16 protein-coding genes are annotated in these 17433 nt (G+C 40.4%); 4 read left to right on the forward strand and 12 right to left on the reverse strand.

Annotation, left to right across the window (positions count from 1 at the left end):
• Positions 1–72 precede the first annotated feature (72 nt).
• From VF06_RS18685 to VF06_RS18725, 9 genes are all read right to left on the reverse strand, one after another.
• Positions 73–624 carry a (2Fe-2S) ferredoxin domain-containing protein gene (locus tag VF06_RS18685; protein WP_099069495.1) on the reverse strand — a complete coding sequence of 184 codons (552 nt, stop codon included), beginning with the start codon at positions 622–624 and terminating at the stop codon, positions 73–75.
• Between the two features lie 120 nt (positions 625–744).
• Positions 745–948 (reverse strand): putative nitrogen fixation protein NifT, encoded by a 204-nt coding sequence (nifT, locus tag VF06_RS18690; protein ID WP_099069494.1) that lies wholly within the window; start codon positions 946–948, stop codon positions 745–747.
• Positions 923–1210 carry a nitrogen fixation protein NifZ gene (locus tag VF06_RS18695; RefSeq protein WP_096534564.1) on the reverse strand — a complete coding sequence of 96 codons (288 nt, stop codon included), beginning with the start codon at positions 1208–1210 and terminating at the stop codon, positions 923–925. Before VF06_RS18695 ends, nifT begins: the two co-directional genes overlap by 26 nt.
• On the reverse strand, positions 1200–2330 hold the full coding sequence (nifV, locus tag VF06_RS18700) for a homocitrate synthase (RefSeq protein WP_099069493.1): 1131 nt from the start codon (positions 2328–2330) through the stop codon (positions 1200–1202). Before nifV ends, VF06_RS18695 begins: the two co-directional genes overlap by 11 nt.
• 387 nt (positions 2331–2717) lie before the next feature.
• The gene (locus VF06_RS18705) at positions 2718–2915 is read right to left on the reverse strand and encodes a DUF2949 domain-containing protein (RefSeq protein WP_099069521.1); all 198 of its coding nucleotides are present in this window, start codon (positions 2913–2915) and stop codon (positions 2718–2720) included.
• 34 nt (positions 2916–2949) lie between these two features.
• Positions 2950–3126, reverse strand: a complete 177-nt coding sequence (locus tag VF06_RS42100) for a hypothetical protein (protein ID WP_180267342.1) — start codon at positions 3124–3126, stop codon at positions 2950–2952.
• 292 nt (positions 3127–3418) lie between these two features.
• Positions 3419–3679, reverse strand: coding sequence for an Asr1405/Asl0597 family protein (locus VF06_RS18710; RefSeq protein ID WP_099069492.1), 261 nt, complete (start codon positions 3677–3679; stop codon positions 3419–3421).
• Between the two features lie 145 nt (positions 3680–3824).
• A complete protein-coding gene (cysE, locus tag VF06_RS18715) occupies positions 3825–4574 on the reverse strand; it encodes a serine O-acetyltransferase (protein WP_099069491.1) in 750 nt (249 codons plus the stop codon).
• A gap of 1113 nt (positions 4575–5687) precedes the next feature.
• Entirely contained in the window at positions 5688–6164 is a 477-nt protein-coding gene (locus VF06_RS18725) for a hypothetical protein (RefSeq protein WP_099069490.1), read from the reverse strand.
• A gap of 252 nt (positions 6165–6416) precedes the next feature.
• Here VF06_RS18725 and VF06_RS18730 point away from each other — a divergent pair, with 252 nt between their 5' ends.
• Entirely contained in the window at positions 6417–7214 is a 798-nt protein-coding gene (locus VF06_RS18730) for an Rpn family recombination-promoting nuclease/putative transposase (protein ID WP_099069489.1), read from the forward strand.
• A 414-nt stretch (positions 7215–7628) separates the two neighbouring features.
• Here VF06_RS18730 and VF06_RS18740 read toward each other — a convergent pair whose 3' ends face one another.
• Complete coding sequence (locus tag VF06_RS18740) at positions 7629–11249, reverse strand: HEAT repeat domain-containing protein (protein ID WP_099069487.1); 3621 nt, start codon at positions 11247–11249, stop codon at positions 7629–7631.
• A gap of 431 nt (positions 11250–11680) precedes the next feature.
• Here VF06_RS18740 and VF06_RS42780 point away from each other — a divergent pair, with 431 nt between their 5' ends.
• Positions 11681–13606, forward strand: a complete 1926-nt coding sequence (locus VF06_RS42780; protein ID WP_244918002.1) for a serine/threonine-protein kinase — start codon at positions 11681–11683, stop codon at positions 13604–13606.
• A 140-nt stretch (positions 13607–13746) separates the two neighbouring features.
• Here the strand turns inward: VF06_RS42780 and VF06_RS42785 are convergent, their stop codons facing one another.
• Positions 13747–13875: a hypothetical protein gene (locus VF06_RS42785; protein ID WP_257207552.1), complete on the reverse strand. Its 129-nt coding sequence runs from the start codon at positions 13873–13875 to the stop codon at positions 13747–13749.
• Positions 13876–14271: 396 nt separating this feature from the next.
• Here VF06_RS42785 and VF06_RS18755 point away from each other — a divergent pair, with 396 nt between their 5' ends.
• Positions 14272–15633 (forward strand): PQQ-dependent sugar dehydrogenase, encoded by a 1362-nt coding sequence (locus tag VF06_RS18755; protein ID WP_099069486.1) that lies wholly within the window; start codon positions 14272–14274, stop codon positions 15631–15633.
• A 182-nt stretch (positions 15634–15815) separates the two neighbouring features.
• Here the strand turns inward: VF06_RS18755 and VF06_RS18760 are convergent, their stop codons facing one another.
• Entirely contained in the window at positions 15816–16760 is a 945-nt protein-coding gene (locus VF06_RS18760; RefSeq protein WP_099069485.1) for an NAD(P)-dependent alcohol dehydrogenase, read from the reverse strand.
• A gap of 175 nt (positions 16761–16935) precedes the next feature.
• On the opposite strand from VF06_RS18760, the gene VF06_RS18765 reads away from it, so the two are divergent.
• The gene (locus VF06_RS18765) at positions 16936–17376 is read left to right on the forward strand and encodes a globin domain-containing protein (RefSeq protein ID WP_099069484.1); all 441 of its coding nucleotides are present in this window, start codon (positions 16936–16938) and stop codon (positions 17374–17376) included.
• Positions 17377–17433 lie beyond the last annotated feature (57 nt).

Raw genomic sequence — 17433 nt, forward strand, 5'->3', positions numbered from 1 at the left:
CGGGGTTTTGCTTTCATCCAAGCATGTAGTTATATCAAAAATGTCAATTCATACTCTGATCAGCAACGCCTTTTATTCTTTGGAAGTCTCTAAATGAGTTTCTAGCAAAGATGCGATCGCTTCTGGATGAATGTTCTTATATTTCTTTTTACCAAGCTGTAAAACACAGTTGGGAGCGCTGCTGCAACATTTTTGGCAACTGGTATGTTCGATGGTAACTTTGTCTAACAAACCGCGATCGCACAAAGTTTTTTCTAATTCTGATAATAAGCCTTTACCGCCACGTTTGAGACAACCGGACTTTTGACACACCATAATTTTGGCTTTTGGTGTGAGTGGCAAATTTTGAATTGGACAAGTACCAATTGGCGTGACTTGACAGGCTTTGATTTTAATTTCACCTGTGTGCGAGTCTAACTCACTATAAGCAAAAACGCGAATTTCTTCACCAGGAACTAACAACAAACTCAGAGGACGACGCAACTCTTTTGGCAATTTAATTTCCATAGTTCCATCTGAAACTGCCAGTTGCAAATATTTATATTTTTTGGGTTCTGCACCAACAAAACCTAAAAACTGTCCTTCAAGGTTCAATTCTGATAACGTAAAATACTTTCTACCCATGATTGATTAAAAGTAATTGGGCATGGAAAAAGGACAAGGTAGACAAGGTAGACAAGGGAGAGGGAGAAAGATTGCTACCTTGTCCCCTTGTCCCCCTTGTCTCCCCCAGTCCCCTGCCTCTTACGCGAGGCGTTTTGCTTCCACAGTTTGCGGTAGATTGGCTACATCTGGTAATTCACGAAATTCTAATTCCCAGCCATTTGCTAAGGTCAAAATCTTACCTTCGCTGCCATCAGTTTGTTTGACTACTTCTTCTTCCAGGTCTTTTTTAGCAACGTAGACTACTAAAGTGCCGGCATCATTCACGCGTAACATTACTTTCATGAGACTCCTCAACAGATTCTAGTTCTTTTTTCTTACAGCCGACGACAATCCCTGTTTCTATGAAATGCACAGCATATATATAGGAACTCTGCAAATATGTGCCTATACTTGCTATGTAGCCGATATCTCCTTTCTTAGCTAAAACTTGGCCGATTTCTTTACCAGGAAAGGTACCATCGTTTTTAATTAGTTTGCGAAGTCTGACTTTTTCACCAATTTCAAAAGCAGGTGGTAAGTCTAACTCTAATTCATCACGTTGCATGAGAATACCTCTGTTCTCTGGCCAAATTTAAGACTTCTTCTGTGGTTAAACTACGTTTTTTCTTTACTGACTGATGGCGCACTGCATCTAAAACTGATTGGGTTTCTTGTGGGTTCAAGAAAATTCCATGCTGTTGTAGTAAGTTGGAAACAGAATGTCTTCCAGAATGTTTACCCACTACTAAGCGGCGTTCGCAACCGACTTCTTCGGGGGCAAATGGTTCGTAGGTGAGGGGATTGTGCAGGACGCCGTGAGCATGGATTCCGGATTCGTGGGCGAAGGTGTTTTCCCCAACGATCGCTTTCCAAGGTGGTACTTCAGCGCCGGATGCAGAAGCAACTAGTTGAGACAGTCCCAGCAAATGAGATGTGTCAATGCCTAAATCAACGCCATAGATGCGTTTGATGGCCATAACAACTTCTTCTAAGGCTGCATTTCCCGCTCTTTCACCCAAGCCGTTGACTGTGGTATTCACAGATGTGGCTCCGGCTTTGATCCCCGCCAAGGCGTTGGCGGTTGCTAAACCAAAATCATTGTGGGTGTGAATTTCCAGAGGAATTGTCAAAGCCGAAACGAGTTGCTTCACCTTTGTGTAAGTGGTGAAGGGATCGAGAACTCCTACGGTGTCGCAGAAGCGGAAGCGAGATGCACCCCATTCTTGGGCGGAAAGTGCTACATCCAACAGGAAACTTTCATCAGCTCTAGAAGAATCTTCTCCTCCCACTGCTACCCAAAGACCGCGATCGACAGCAAAGCTGATGGAATCTTTGAGTTTTTGTAAACTTATCCGCCACTGACCATGAAATTTAGTGGCAATTTGAATACCAGAGACGGGGATGGCAATATGGACTCGGTTGAGACCGCAGGCGATGGAAGCCTTAATATCTGAGATTACAGCGCGGTTCCATCCCAACAGTTTTGCTTGCAAACCCAAGTCAGAAATTGCAGCAATCGCTTGTGTTTCTTCACCACCCATTGCTGGTATCCCCACTTCTAATTCAGGGATACCAATGGCATCGAGAAACTTGGCGATCGCTACTTTTTCTTTTAAGTTGAAAGCAACACCCGCCGCTTGTTCACCATCACGCAATGTAGTGTCATTAATTATGATTTGATTCATTGCAAATATCCCTCTCTTGGAAGTATTCTCAATATCCTTTCTCTCTACAATTCTTAGTGATGGTAAATGCTAAAAATATCACAATACATAAGCAGGATACATGATCCTCAATTATTGCTCATTTAGCAATATCACATCTGTATGACAAAGAACTAAAAATTGGTATAATTTACTAATCTTTTTTACCGATGTCAGTTGTAAATTGTTCAAGTAGTAAATAACTAATATAGCTATTAGCAAGCCCGGAAAAAATTAACATACAGAACCCAGCAATTAATGTAGTAATCATCTCAGGAACCTCATATTTTTTATAGCATTGGTGTGTAGTTTAATCTCAGTAAAAAAGAATTCTGAATTCTCAATCATGAATTCTCAGTTACAAATTAGTTAACTTTGTTCTGCTAACCAGTCAAAAATTTTTCCTAACTGGTCTAAGTTAACTAAACCATACTGCCAGAGAAGCATCGGTAACGGGCCATTGTTTAACTCACGGTGTCGTAGCGCTACAGCAATATCAGCATTTGAAAGTTCAAGTTCATGGTGTAAAAATTTGATGAGTTGAATATCTCGGTTACGAGTTGACATAGTTGAACTTTCAATTTCTTCAGTTGGAAAAGAATTAAAAATTCCTAGCTTGGGCATGGGGGATGGGGCATTGGGGAGCCACTGCGGTCTTGGGGTCTCCCCAAGTGGAGCAAGTGGCGTCATTGGGCATGGGACAGAAGAGAAACAGAAAGTTTTTCGTGACTCCTGACTCCTGAATTCTGAATTCTGAATTCTCCTTTACTTCCGCCATGCAGTAGGAATTCTTCTCAGTTTGCAATAGAATTTGCTAGCAGACAGTAACTTCAACTTCTAAACCTATTCAATATTTATGCATCCCTGCAAAGAGCTATGCTTGTGTGATGAATTCAAGATTAATAAGCTCTAGTAGATTTGACCTTGCACATCTTTTGCTCTTGGTTGTTAACTGTTGACAGTGAATGGTTAGGGGTCAACAAACTTAGAAAATAACTGTGCAATTTAAAAGCCTCATAGCTTATTGGTCTAGATAATGTTTGTCAACAATATTTATGACTTAACACTCATCACTTATATTGCCAGCAACGCTCTAACCACTCGACTAATTCGTGACGAGAAGCGAGAAATTGCATAACCGTACTGCGAATTAGAATCCCTTCTAGCAAATTATTGACTTGCACCCGTAAAGAACCATCCGGAAGACAGGAACTTTGAATTTTTAATTCTTGCAAACGGTGATAAATTCGCCAGCGATCGCTCAAAGGAATCTGCAAAACTTGTTCGCCTGAAGGCTCGGAATTAATTTGTGAAGGATTTAATTTTTTCATAGTGGCAAAAGGGGATAAGGAAGATGAGAAGGATGTAACTTGAGCTTCTCTTTGAGAGACGCTAGCGCGAACCCGCAGAGTGGGAGATCGGACAGAATAATTACTAACTCCTAACCCCTAACTCTTAACTCCTAACTTCTAACTCCTACCTCCTAACTCCTAACTCCTGTCTTAAAGTTTGCAGTTGTTTTTCCAGTTGTTCGATGCGCGAAAGCAAAGAACGAATCACGCTTGCTTCTACATCGGGTAGCTTTCCATGTTCTAAAGGAGAAACGCTGGCGTTTCCATCGCGAGAAATAATTCGGCCGGGAACTCCCACCACAGTACAATCGCTGGGTACATTCCGCAAAACAATGGAACCCGCGCCAATCCGGACGCGATCGCCAATTTGCAGATTACCCAAAACCTTCGCACCCGCACCCACCACAACATTTTTACCCACTGTGGGATGACGCTTACCGCTTTCTTTACCAGTTCCGCCAAGGGTGACGCCTTGATAAATCAGCGTATAGTCTCCCACAATCGCAGTTTCGCCAATCACAACTCCCATTCCGTGGTCGATGAATACACCCTTCCCAATCTCTGCACCTGGATGAATTTCAATTCCGGTTAAAAATCGTCCCAAGTGAGAAATTAAACGGGGAATAAAAGCTACTCTTCGACAATGTAACCAGTGAGCAAGACGATGCAAACACAATGCGTGCAACCCAGGATAGCAAAACACAACTTCTAACCAATTGCGTGCAGCTGGATCGCGCTCAAAGATAATGCGAAAATCACTCAATAATGGCTCAAAAAAATCTCCAGAGAGTAATGTCTTGAGCAAGGATTTCTGTTTTGAATCCTGTATTTTCAAAGTTTGAGGATTCGTAATTCTGTCTAAAGACTGTTGCATCGCTAGTGTCTATCTGGTTAAAAGAGCCATGTGCTATTTTTATGCTTATATCAGGCCACTTCCAACTCCCTAGCGAACCCAATGTTGATTGGATTTATTGGATTTATTAAGGTTGTACTCAAACACCAAAACCCCCACCTCAAATCAATTAAAAATTTCTCTTGGGGTAGGGGTACTAGTATTTAATGATAGGGGTACTGGTATTTTTAGGGCAGGGTTTAAGATTTTCTGTACTCGCTACAAGAAACTTTACTTGTAAGACTTTACAAAGATTTATGCACTATATTTTGAGATTTATTAAGCTGTACTCAAATGCACTCAAATCTACCTTAGATAAGGATAAAAGTCAAATTTCTGTATCTCGTATTACTATTAGTATCTTAATATTTGCCTCAATAAAAAACAAGTTTCTTTATTTTCTTTTATGATTTGCTGTCTGTATGTATATATACGTTTTCAAATATCGCTATCGCTCATCAGAGATGTTTTCTTATTATATAGATGTGTGGGAATAGCCAACACAAAATTTCAGAACTGTATAATAAGTAAATATTCTCATAGCAGTTGAACAATAACTAATTGCTGTAGAGGCGTAAAGCCATGCTAACCTAGCCACAAAACTTTTAAAGACTCATTAAAAAACTTACAAATAGAAAAATATTCAACTTTTCTTGTGGGGTGGGCGTCTCGCCCGCCCGTAAAGAAGGGCGGACAAGATGTCCACCCCACAAGATTGAATAATTTATTTCTTGCTAATCCCTTAATGGAGTTCAAATACTCATTAACGGAGTTCAAAGCCTCATTAATGGAGTTTAAATACTCATTAATGGAGTTCAAAGCCTCATTAACGGAGTTCAAAGCCTCATTAATGGAGTTCAAATACTCATTAATGGAGTTCAAATACTCATTAACGGAGTTCAAAGCCTCATTAATGGAGTTCAAATACTCATTAACGGAGTTCAAATACTCATTAATGGAGTTCAGAGCCTCATTAACAACCATTACAGCGATTTTCAATTCAATAAAATACACCTTTAAAAATTAAAATATCGTAGGGGCGTACAGCTATGCGCCCCTACAGTAGTTTATTCTTGTGCAAGTTAATTTAATTTTTTAAGAACCAGACGCAACTTTATTAGGTCTACCTTTGATAGCCTTAAACCGTTCGCCTAACTGTTCAGCGACAACCTTTAACCCTGGAGTCTTTTTTGATGCAGTCTTGACGTAATCATAAACAGTTAAACTGCCAGTCATAGCTTCACTACCGACAGCCATTAGGGTATCATCTACTTGTTCGCTAAGTTGCTGTATAGAAACTAAAAGCTCAGTCAACGCAGTCGCTAATTGATAATCCCGAACAAGTTCATCAACATCAAAAGTGGCTGGTAGAATTTCCCGGTTAGATTGAGCAGCCGTAATGCTATTGTTGACAAAAGCGAGGCTTTTATCACCCATTTTGACTAACTTGCGCCGTTCATCAGGACTGAGAGTGACTAAAAAAGGAAGCTTCTGTTCGATTTTTTGTAGCGCGACTTTAATTTCTTGGATATCTTGTGCCGAAAGCGAGCCTGTAATATTTTGAGAAGCCATCGTATATTTACCTTGGGAATGAAGATGGTGAAGTAGCAAAATTTGCTAAGTATATAATTCCCATTAGTAAGAGCGATCGCACATTATATCGAGTTTACTTGAAAACTTATTGTTTAGACCGACGCACCCACGCGGGGACACAGTGACACGGGGATATTTTAATTGTAAGAAACCCAATGCCAACAGACTTTATTTGCCTATTGCCTGCTATTGGTAAAATCAGCATAGTCAAACATCTGCTGAAACCTCTGCGTGAAAACCGACAGCATATTTTATCGCCTATTTCAAGAATTTCCTAGCATCTTCTTTGAACTAATTGGTAACCCTCCCGAAACTGCCAACATCTATCAATTTGCTTCAGTTGAAATCAAACAAACAGCTTTTAGAATCGACGGTGTATTTCTTCCCATCCCAGATGAAAAAAGTCCGATTTATTTTGTGGAAGTTCAATTTCAACCAGATGCAGAAATTTACTTGCGCTTGATTTCAGAAATTTCTTTATACTTACGCCAAAATCAACGTAAAAATCCTTGGCGAGGAGTAGTGATTTATCCAACCTCAGATATCGATATAGGTGAGAAAGAAGATTTCATAGAATTTTTTCACAGCCAGCGTATTCGTGTAATTTACTTAGATGAATTAGGCTCAACTGCATCCTTGCCGATAGGAATTGCTACGATAAAATTAATCATTGAACACGAAGATACAGCCATTAGTACCGCCAGAGAATTAATCAACCGTACACAGCAAGCGGTAGATTTGCAACTACCACAAAAACAATTACTAGAATTAATAGAGACAATCTTAGTTTACAAATTTCCGCAGATGAGTCAAAAGGAGATAGAAGCAATGTTTGGATTAAGTGAATTGAAGCAAACGCGGGTTTATCAAGAAGCTAGAGAAGAAGGTGAACAAAAAGGACGCATACAAGCAAAATTAGAAGCTGTACCTAAGCTTTTAGCATTGGGTTTAACTGTAGAACAGATAGCACAGGCTTTAGATTTAGATCTTGCACAAGTCCAAGAAGTAGCACAACAAGAAAGAATTTGAACGCACTCTCAAGCAATTTATAAGCTTCTCGTCGATGAGCAATACCAAATATACCAAGCGATTAGAAATCGCAGCTACACAAAACAAATTCGCCTGCGCCGACTCAAAGAATTTGAAACCCACGGAGGCGGCCACTGAAGTTCACTCGAAGTGTGGGTTTTGTCTGTATAGCCGCGAATTTCATTCGCCAGGGCTTCTATACATCAGACCGAATTTTCATATTTTCATACCATTTCTTTGTGAGGCTGCGCCAAATTTTCTTTCTTTCTTTCTTTCTTTCTTTCTTTCTTTCTTTCTTTCTTTCTTTCTTTCTTTGTGTCCTTCTCTGACGAGACGCTGCGCGAATGCGCCCTTTGCGGTTTGTTCCTCATATAGTTTGGTGCATCTTCATACAGAATTGGTATCACCACTCTTTTACTTCTCTAATTCTGCCAACTTCTTCTGAGCAAATTCCCGCACTTGCTCATCTGGGTCATTCTCTGCTCTGTCGCGCAACAGTGGTAAAGTCTGGTCATGCTGAGGAAATTGCTTGATAATTATCTCAAGTGCAATGCGCCGAGGATTGGGTTTAAAGAAAGGCTCATGGCTATCCTTAAAGGGGTCATTAACAGCGCAGTGGTAGTAAATTTCAAACAACTCAAGCTGATATTTAAAGTGCTTAGCTAATTCTTGGACTGCTGCACCTCGCACATTATAGTTATCATCCTGGGTAGCGCGTTGTTTGAGGAAGGTTTTGGTTTCGAGGTCATCTTTGAAGTTGTTGGCTAATCCTTCGACTGCTGCATCTCGCACAACCCAGTTATCATCCTTGGCGCGTTGTTTGAGGATGGATTTGGTGTCGGGGTCATCTTTGAAGTTGTCGGCTAATCCTTGGACTGCTGCACGTCGTACCTCGTCGTTATCATCCTGGGTAGCGCGTTGTTTGAGGATGGATTTGGTGTCAGGATCATCTTTGAAGTTGTCGGCTAATCCTTCGACTGCTGCACGTCGCACCTCGTCGTTATCATCCTGGGTAGCGCGTTCTTTGAGCCAGGTTTTGGTGTCGGGGTCATCTTTGAAGTTCTTGGCTAATACTCGGACTGCTGTATATTTCACATTGTTGTTATCATCCTCAGTAGCGCGTTGTTTGAGGATAGATTTGGTGTCCGGGTCATCTTTGAAGTTGTCGGCTAATTCTTCGACTGCTGTATCTCGCACATCCCAGTTATCATCCTGGGCAACGCGTTCTTTGAACCAGGTTTTGGTTTCGGGGTCATCTTTGAAGTTCTTGGCTAATTCTTGGACTGCTCCACGTCGCACCTTCCAGTTATCATCTTGGGTAGCGCGTTGTTTAAGGAAGGATTTGGTTTCGGGGTCATCTTTGAAGTTCTTGGCTAATTCATGGACTGCTGCACGCCGCACATCCCAGTCATCATCCTGGGTAGCGCGTTGTTTGAGGATGGATTTGGTGTCGGGGTCATCTTTGAAGTTCTTAGCTAATCCTCGGACTGCTGAACATCGCACATATTCCTTATCATCCTGAGTAGAACGGTGTTTGAGCCAGATTTTGGTGTCGGGGTCATCTTTGAAGTTGTTGGCTAATTCTTTGACTGCTGCATATCCCACATATTCATTATCATCCTGGGTAGCGCGTTCTTTGAGCCAAATTTTGGTGTCGGGGTCATCTTTGAAGTTTTTGGCTAATTCTTTGACTGCTGCACTTCGCACATCGTTGTCATCATCCTGGGTAGCGCGTTCTTTGAGGAAGGATTTGGTGACGAGAGATTCTTGCCAGGTAGATGCAATTGCTGTAACTGCTTGAGTGCGAATTTCTCGAACTAGCTTTGTTTCTTTATATAGCCGGGGGTTGTAATAATACCAGAGGTCATATTTAGTTAAGTCTTTAAGCTTGTCAAGTAATTTATTCGCTATTGACGCAATCACTGAACGATTTCTCAGTTCTACAAGACACTTAGCCGCTAAAAAGAGATTGACAAACTTTTCCTCTTCGCCATCTTGCGCCATTAAATATTCCAGAATTTCACCAACAAATCTTGGCTCAATCATTCCTGCAATTAACAGCAAAACTTCATGCCAACTTTCATCTTGCCAGTGTTTGCCAAAAACCTCATTCTTCAGTTCCTCAATACTCAGCGTTTGCGTTTCTTTAAACTGCCAGACAAACTCCCAAGCACAGAAATATTCTAAAAATGTCCGATGCACAAAAGCATAATAATCCGCACCCAGGAAACATAACATAAAGTTGCGAGTCCGCAGTTGATTAATCATCACCCGCGCTACTTCTCTGGGTTTATCAAATTCTATGGTTTTGAGATAATCAATCAGAACTTTGACTAAATCATTTTCATTAATTAAATTCCCTGCCAAACCTTTCTCACCTGTCTGCATCTGATAAGCAACCTGACGCAGCATCGCTTGTTTATCTTTATAATCAATCGTCTTCGGATCTAACCTGTTATCTTCTGTCAAAGCGCGTTCCACATCCCATTGATGTAGCAGTACCCGCGAAGCTTGATTATAAAGTTCGGCTCTATCTCTTGGCAGTTCTTGATTGCGATTCAAAATTGCCATCATCGTCAACAACAAAGGATTACCCGCCAATTCTGCAATAGCTTTGGAAGCTGCAATTCCTCTTTGCAACCGTTCCCGTTTTCTCACTTTTTCTGCTGCATCAGAAAAAGTTAACTCATGCCAACGGTTGATAAAATCCTGAATTTGTTCTGAGTCTAAATCTTGTAAAATAAAGTGGCGAAACTCAGCATCGCGCAATCGTTGGGGTTTATAGCCAATAATCCGAGAAGTGACAATTACCTGCACGTTGGGATAGTCATTAGTAAAGCGATGAATATCAGTAATGACATCTTCTCGCTGACCTTGGTCAAAGACTTCATCTAAACCATCAAACATCACCAAGGCATTACCAGCTTTTAATTGTTCATCTAATTCAAGTTGATTGAGATGAGTAATTGCACCGCTACATTGATGAAAAAACTCGATAAAATTCTTGCACTCTTTATCTTCCCGTCGCCGCATATAAGTGCGTAACTCAATGAGCAAGGGAATTGGTAAAGATATCGCATTATCTAGCGGTGACTGTGCCCAATTCAAAGCGAGAAATTGCAACAAAGTAGACTTCCCAGAACCAGGGTCGCCCAAAATCACAATATATTTATAATCTTGCTTTTTATTGACAACATCTAAAACACAAAATATCGGCTGTTCAAAATAAACTCGTTTGTGGCGTTCTAATTCTGCTAATTCAATTTCTGCTTCTACTTGGTCGCTTTCTCGCAGCCTTCTAAGATGTTCTTTCGGCAGTTCGTGAACTTGTGGTAAAACTTGATGAGTTTCCCGGACATTTTGAGCCGTGAAAATCCGCCATAATTTCAGTTCGTTATAGGCATAGCCGCTAGTATCTAAGCTATCTAATTTAACATTGCCATAACGTTCTAGAATTCCTTCTTGATATTTAATTAAATTAAAATCTGGAGTAACACCAGAAAGTTGTTTGATATTTGTTTCAATGCTAGATAATTTTTGTAATTGTAAGATATGGTGTAATTCTTGGGAATCTAAAAGCAGTTCTTGGACTTGTGTCAAATACTGTTCCGTAATAGATTGCCAATTAAACTTAGGTGGTAGAGGTTGTAGTTGCAGTCTCTTCCAACTTTCTTCCAGCTTTTTAGCGTCTAAAGATTCACAGTTAATATCAAAAGCCTTGCCCAAAATTTCTATAACTAACTTATCGCTGATAAATTTTTTGAGGTCTTTGGTATAATTTTTAATTTCAGTTTCACTAAGTTTGCAACGAACCTTTAACTGCTGCTGCACCAGTTGTAAAAATTCCTTTAATGCTTTCCCCGCAGCAATTTCTATATCTTCTTTCTGAAGTTTCTGAAAAATCTTGCCGGGGATGCCTTTTAATAAATCTTTAGCCCAATCTTTCGCAGCATCTCTGGCTAAGTCTTCGAGAATGGGTTTAAAAATCAACCCAGCAGCTTGAGTCACACCCCAAATAGCTAACAAATCCAGCATAATACTCGCGTCTGTTGAGATTTTGATTACGAGTATATACACCAGCTAGAGTAATATTTCCAAATTTCAGACTTATTGTCGAAATAAACCTTAATTTTGCGTTTCTTACAGGACTCCTATTTAATTATTGTGAAGCTAGTAGTCTGCCAACCCAAAAATGTTAGACGGAGGTTGAGTTGGGTAAAGGTTAAAGGGAAAGGGAAAAAAGAGGGATGATGGTAAGTAATCCGCTATTGTGGGTGGAGATTGGGTAAAGGTTAAAGGGAAAAGGGGAAGGAAGAAAAAACCTTTTCCCTTTCCCCCTTCCCCTTTTCCCCGCCAAGTTGCCTTGGAGTTTCACAAGTAAGTTCACAAATCAAATCGGATTGCTATATAAACAGTGGGTTGTGCTTAAGCCATAATAGATACATTTCCCCACAGAAGCATAGTTTATGACCTGCTGCCTAAATCCAGTTTGCCACAATCCGCCCAATCCCGATGGCACCCTGTTTTGCTCCAAATGCGGTACAAGGTTGGTAGTGCTGAGAAACCGCTATCGCCCAATTAAATCATTAGGTGGCGGGGGATTTGGTAAAACTTATTTAGCAGAAGATATCGATAAACTTCAGGAGCATTGTGTCATCAAGCAGTTTGCACCGCAAATGCAGGGTACAGATGCACTCAACAAAGCCACAGAACTATTTGAGCAAGAAGCAAAGCGACTGCAACAGTTAGGAAAACATTCTCAAATTCCCACGCTGTTAGCTTATTTTAAGGAAGATAATCACCTGTATTTGGTGCAGGAGTTTATCGACGGACAGAATTTATTGACAGAATTGCAACAGCAGGGAAATTTCAACGAGCAAAAAATAAAACAATTATTACTGGATTTGTTAGATATTCTCAAAACAGTTCATCAACACAAAGTTATTCACCGGGATATCAAGCCAGAGAATATCATTCGTCGCAGCGATGGAAAATTGGTACTAATTGACTTTGGTGCATCCAAGCAACTGACTGCAACGGTGATAACGCAAATAGGAACAACCATCGGCTCTTTTGGTTATGCGTCACTGGAACAAATGCAAGGTGGTGAAGCTTACCCAGCCAGTGATTTATATGGTGTCGGTGCAACTTGCTTTCACCTGTTGAGTGGAATTCACCCTTGGGAACTTTGGCAAAGACAAGGTTATGGTTGGGTTACTAATTGGCGACAATATTTGCAACAACCAGTAAGTCAAGAATTGGGGCGGATACTGGATAGATTGTTGCAAGAAGAATACCAACGCCGTTATCAATCGGCTGAAGAAGTTTTACAAGCGTTAAATTCAGAAACAATACCAGTAACTATACCTGTTGCACCTGTATTTACGCCATCAATCAGTCAAAAAAAACCTATTCCTATATATCTTTTTCTGATTCCGTTAGTTGTATTAATGGGTGTTGGTACTGTTCATTTACTAGGAATAACAAATCTACTCAGAATAGAACAAAAAAGTGCTGAGAGTTACTATAAAGAAGGATTAGAAAAATACAATAACAAAGATTTTTCTGGTGCAATTGAAGATTATAACCAAGCTATCAAAATTAATCCCAATTATGCAGATGCTTACTACAATCGCGGTTTAGCTCGCTCTAATTTAGGAGATAATCAAACTGCACTTGAAGATTATAACCAAGCCATCAAATTTAATCCTAACTATACACAAGCATTTATCAACCGTGGTTTAATTCGCTCTGAGTTAGGAGATAATCAAGCAGCCATTGAAGATTATAACCAAGCCATCAAAATTAATCCCAACTATGCACTAACTTACTACAATCGTGGTTTATCTCACTCTACTTTAGGAGATAGGCAAGCAGCAATTGAAGATTATAACCAAGCCATTAAAATTAATCCCAACTATGCAGAAGCATTCATCAACCGGGGTTTAATTCGCTCTGAGTTAGGAAATACTCAAGCAGCAATTGAAGATTATAACCAAGCCATTAAAATTAATCCGAGTTATGCACTACCTTACTACAACCGGGGTGTAACTCGCTATGATTTAGGAGATAAACAAGCTGCAATTGAAGATTATACTCAAGCCATCAAATTTAATCCAAATTATGCGCTAGCTTACTACAATCGCGGTTTAGCTCGCTATGATTTAGGAGATAATCAAACTGCAATTGCAGATTATACCCAAGCTATCAAAATTAATCCCAACTATGGAAATGCTTACTACAATCGCGGTTTAGCTCACTCTAATTTAGGAGATCGGCAAGCTGCAATTGAAGATTTTCGCCAATCTGCCGATTTGTATAAACAGCAAGGAAAAGAAAAGGAATATCAAGATGCTCTAAACCGCATTAAACAATTTGAGCAAAAACCTTAAAATCTCTGCGTGTTACTGTGTCAGTTTAAATAATATGAATTATTGGGAGTTAGGAGTTTGGAGTGAGGAGTGAGGAGTGAGGAGTTGGGAGTGAGGAGTTGGGAGTTGGGAGTTGGGAGTGAGGAGTTGGGAGTTGGGAGTTATTCGTCCCCTGCTGCTGCTGCTTTCTTTATTTCCCTTGTCTCCTTGTCTGTGAAGTGTTCTAACTTTGATTGGGCGGATTCTGGTAATTGTCCACTGCACACTCTTTCCCTATGACTATGAACCATCGCTAATTGTTGTTGGGGATATGTGCGATCGCTTATTAAGTGAATTTTACTAGATTAAAATAATTAACGTATTAATAAATACAGTTTTATATTGAAAGATTTTTGGGAATTGAGGGAGCGATCGCTATATCTTTCTTTATACAGCAGCAAATAGAGGAAAAGGTTATAACTCTCTCTGTATATGGCTTTATCCTTAAAATCTATACTGAATTTTTATGTAACACGTTGTAACTTTAATCAATGATTTTTTGATGAATAACGAAAAATAAAAATATAAAGATATTTAACGAAGTGTTTTCAAAAACTACTACACGTGATTACTCTGTGTTCGGACTCTCGGAAAATATTGGCTAGTCGAGAGTTGTGTGTGACGTAGTTCCCTACGAGGCTAGAAAAATGTTTATCTTCAACGTAAATCCAAGACATAGGCTTGGACAGATATTATCTGCATCCCTAGTTGGTTTGAGTATCTCAGTTACTAGTTTGATGTCTTTAGAGGTTGTTCCCAAAGTGGCGTTAGCTGATCCGCAAGCTGCGTCTGTGAATACTAAGGTGAACGTGCCCACTACGATGAGATATTCGCCTTTTAATACAAACCGTTACTTAAAAGTACCGCCTAAGTTTTCCATCTCTGTTTATACTCGTATTCCCAAAGCTCGGTTCATGGCAGTTGCTCCCAATGGGGATCTTTTAGTATCACAGCCGAATACCGGTAAAGTGTTAATTGTCCGGCCCAATGGCAGCAAAGACCCAATTATTTCTAACTTTGTCACAGGTTTACGCAGACCACACGACATTGTATTTCACAAGATTAACAGCACCACATACGTCTATATCTCTGAGACTCATCAAATCAACCGTTTCACCTATACCTATGGAGACAGAACTGCTAAAAATCGTCAAATTGTTGTCAGTGGTTTACCAGACAGCAGCACAAGCGAACTCAAAGGCGCGTATGGTCACGAGCTGAAAAATATCGCACTCGATAGCAACCATAAATTGTACGTGTCAATTGCTTCTACCTGTAATGCCTGCGTATCAGATACTGTGAGTAATCCAAAACGTGGTGCGATTTACCAATACAACGCCAATGGAACCAATCGCCGCCTTTTTGCCCAAGGTTTGCGTAATGCCGAAGGATTAGCATTTTTACCTAATACAAATGACCTTTGGGTTGTTAATAATAATCGAGACAACATCCGCTATCCCTTCAAAGATAGTACTGGCAATTACGGTAAGTTGATTCCCTCCTATGTAGATAATCATCCACCAGAAGTATTTACGCGAGTCCGAGATGCTGGTAACTACGGTTGGCCATTCTGCAATTCCAATCCTGATACTGCAAGTGGCATGAATAATATGCCCTTTGACCGCGACTATCAATACAATTCTGATGGACGTGTTAATTGCTATGCAATGGATAGGATTACCAAGGGTATTCAAGCCCATTCAGCTCCCTTGGGACTAACATTCTTACAAAATACTAACTTTCCTGGCTTGTACTCAAATGGGGTAGTGGTGGGGCTGCACGGTTCGTGGAATCGGCAGAAGAAAACAGGCTACAAGGTAGTTTACTTTCCTTGGAACAGTACAACAAAGACTCCAGGGAATCAGATGGATTTAGTTAGTGGCTGGCTAGTTCCAGGAACAGAAGAAGTTTGGGGGCGACCGGTGGATATGGCAGTCGATAACCAAGGTAATTTGTTCATTTCGGATGACTACAGCGGCACTATCTATAAGCTTTCGTACAAACCTTAACTACAGTAGAGACGTAGCAAACGTCTCTAGATTAGACAAGAGTGCAAAAAGGACTCTTGTGGGAAAAGGTTAATGGTTCGACAAGCTCACCAACCGGGGAAAGGGAAAATACCAAACCTTTCCCCCTTTCCCTTTCCCCTTTTCCCGACTTCTCTTAGAAGTCTATTGATGTTCGCTGGTAATCAACTAGCAACGGCGATCGCTATTTTCCCAGCTGCACGTCCGCTTTCGCTGTAGCTATGAGCTGCTGCTAAGTCTTGTAAGGGAAATGTGCGATCGATTACTGGACGAATTTTACCAGCTTCAATTAATTCTTTGAGATCGACCAAGTCTTTAGCGTTGGGTTTTTCTAACACTAATTTTGCTTTTTGACCGGGAAGAAACGCTGTTAACACACTCTGGACAACAGTTTCCGCGCTTGGTAAAGTGGTGATATAAATGCCATTGGGTTTGAGGACTTTTTTAGTTTGAGAAAGCGATCGCTTACCCACTGCATCAAAGATAATATCGTATTCCGTTGTATCTGCGGTGAAATCTTGCTGCGTATAATCAATTACGCGGTCTGCTCCCAAAGATTTCACCAAATCCAAATTTCTAGAACTGCTAACCCCCGTCACCACTGCCCCTAAAGCCTTGGCAATTTGCACTGCAAAAGTACCTACACCGCCCGCAGCACCATTAACTAAAACATTTTGTCCTGTTTGAATATTACCGCCATCTCGTAGCGCTTGTAAGCTTGTGAGCGCTGCTAAAGGTATAGCCGCAGCTTCTTCATAAGACAAATTCGTGGGTTTGAGTACGGCTAAGTTTTCTGGAATAGCAGCAAATTCGGCATAACCTCCCCCAGGAAAGCTAGTACTACCATAAATAGCGTCTCCTGGTTTAAAACGCGTTACTTGGGAACCAACTTCTACCACATCTCCCGCCACATCAAACCCAAGAATTTTGGGAAATTTGCTTCCTGTAAGCAAACTCAACATTCCTTGGCGAATTTTCCAATCAATGGGGTTAATGCTACTGGCACGAATTTTCACAAGTATCTGCGTTGGCTGAATTTTTGGCTGTTCCACATCTTCATACTGCAATACCTGGGCGTCGCCATACCGACGGATAACCACTGCTTTCATCGCATTCCTCCTGCTACCCTGTTTAATGGATTTGGCAATGCTAAGCATCATAATTTTAGCTTGGTTAAATCATCTTCAGCAGTTTTAAGTTGCTTGTTTGAGGTAGCTCATAGTTATCAATTAAAATCTCCCCTAAATTAAAGTTAATCGAAAGTATGAAGCGAGTGAAAAAACTATGATTAGTCAACAAACAATCAATATAGTTAAATCTACTGCACCTATTTTAAAAAAGAACGGTCAACAAATTACTACTCGGATGTATGAAATTATGTTTCATAATCATCCAGATATTAAAAAGCAATTTGATATGTCGGCTCAAGCAAATGGTTCGCAGCCGATAAAATTAGCCACAGCAATTTATGGTTATGCTAGCCAAATCGATCGCTTGTCAGCTTTAACATCAATGGTGGAAACAATTGCCCAACGTCATGTACAAACATCTGTCCAACCAGAACAATATCTGATTGTAGGAGAAAGTTTACTCCAAGCTATGCGTGAGGTATTAGGAGCACAAGCAACAGAAGAGGTGATAGCAGCTTGGACAGAAGCTTATCAGGCATTATCAGAAGTTTTTATTAATAGAGAACATGACATATACGTAGAAAAATTAAGCTAGGAAATAGCCCAGTTAGCTTAGAAATTGCTTTGATAAGTAGCTCAACCTAAAAAAACG

The organism is Nostoc linckia z4 (assembly GCF_002608075.1).
Classification (GTDB): domain Bacteria; phylum Cyanobacteriota; class Cyanobacteriia; order Cyanobacteriales; family Nostocaceae; genus Nostoc; species Nostoc linckia.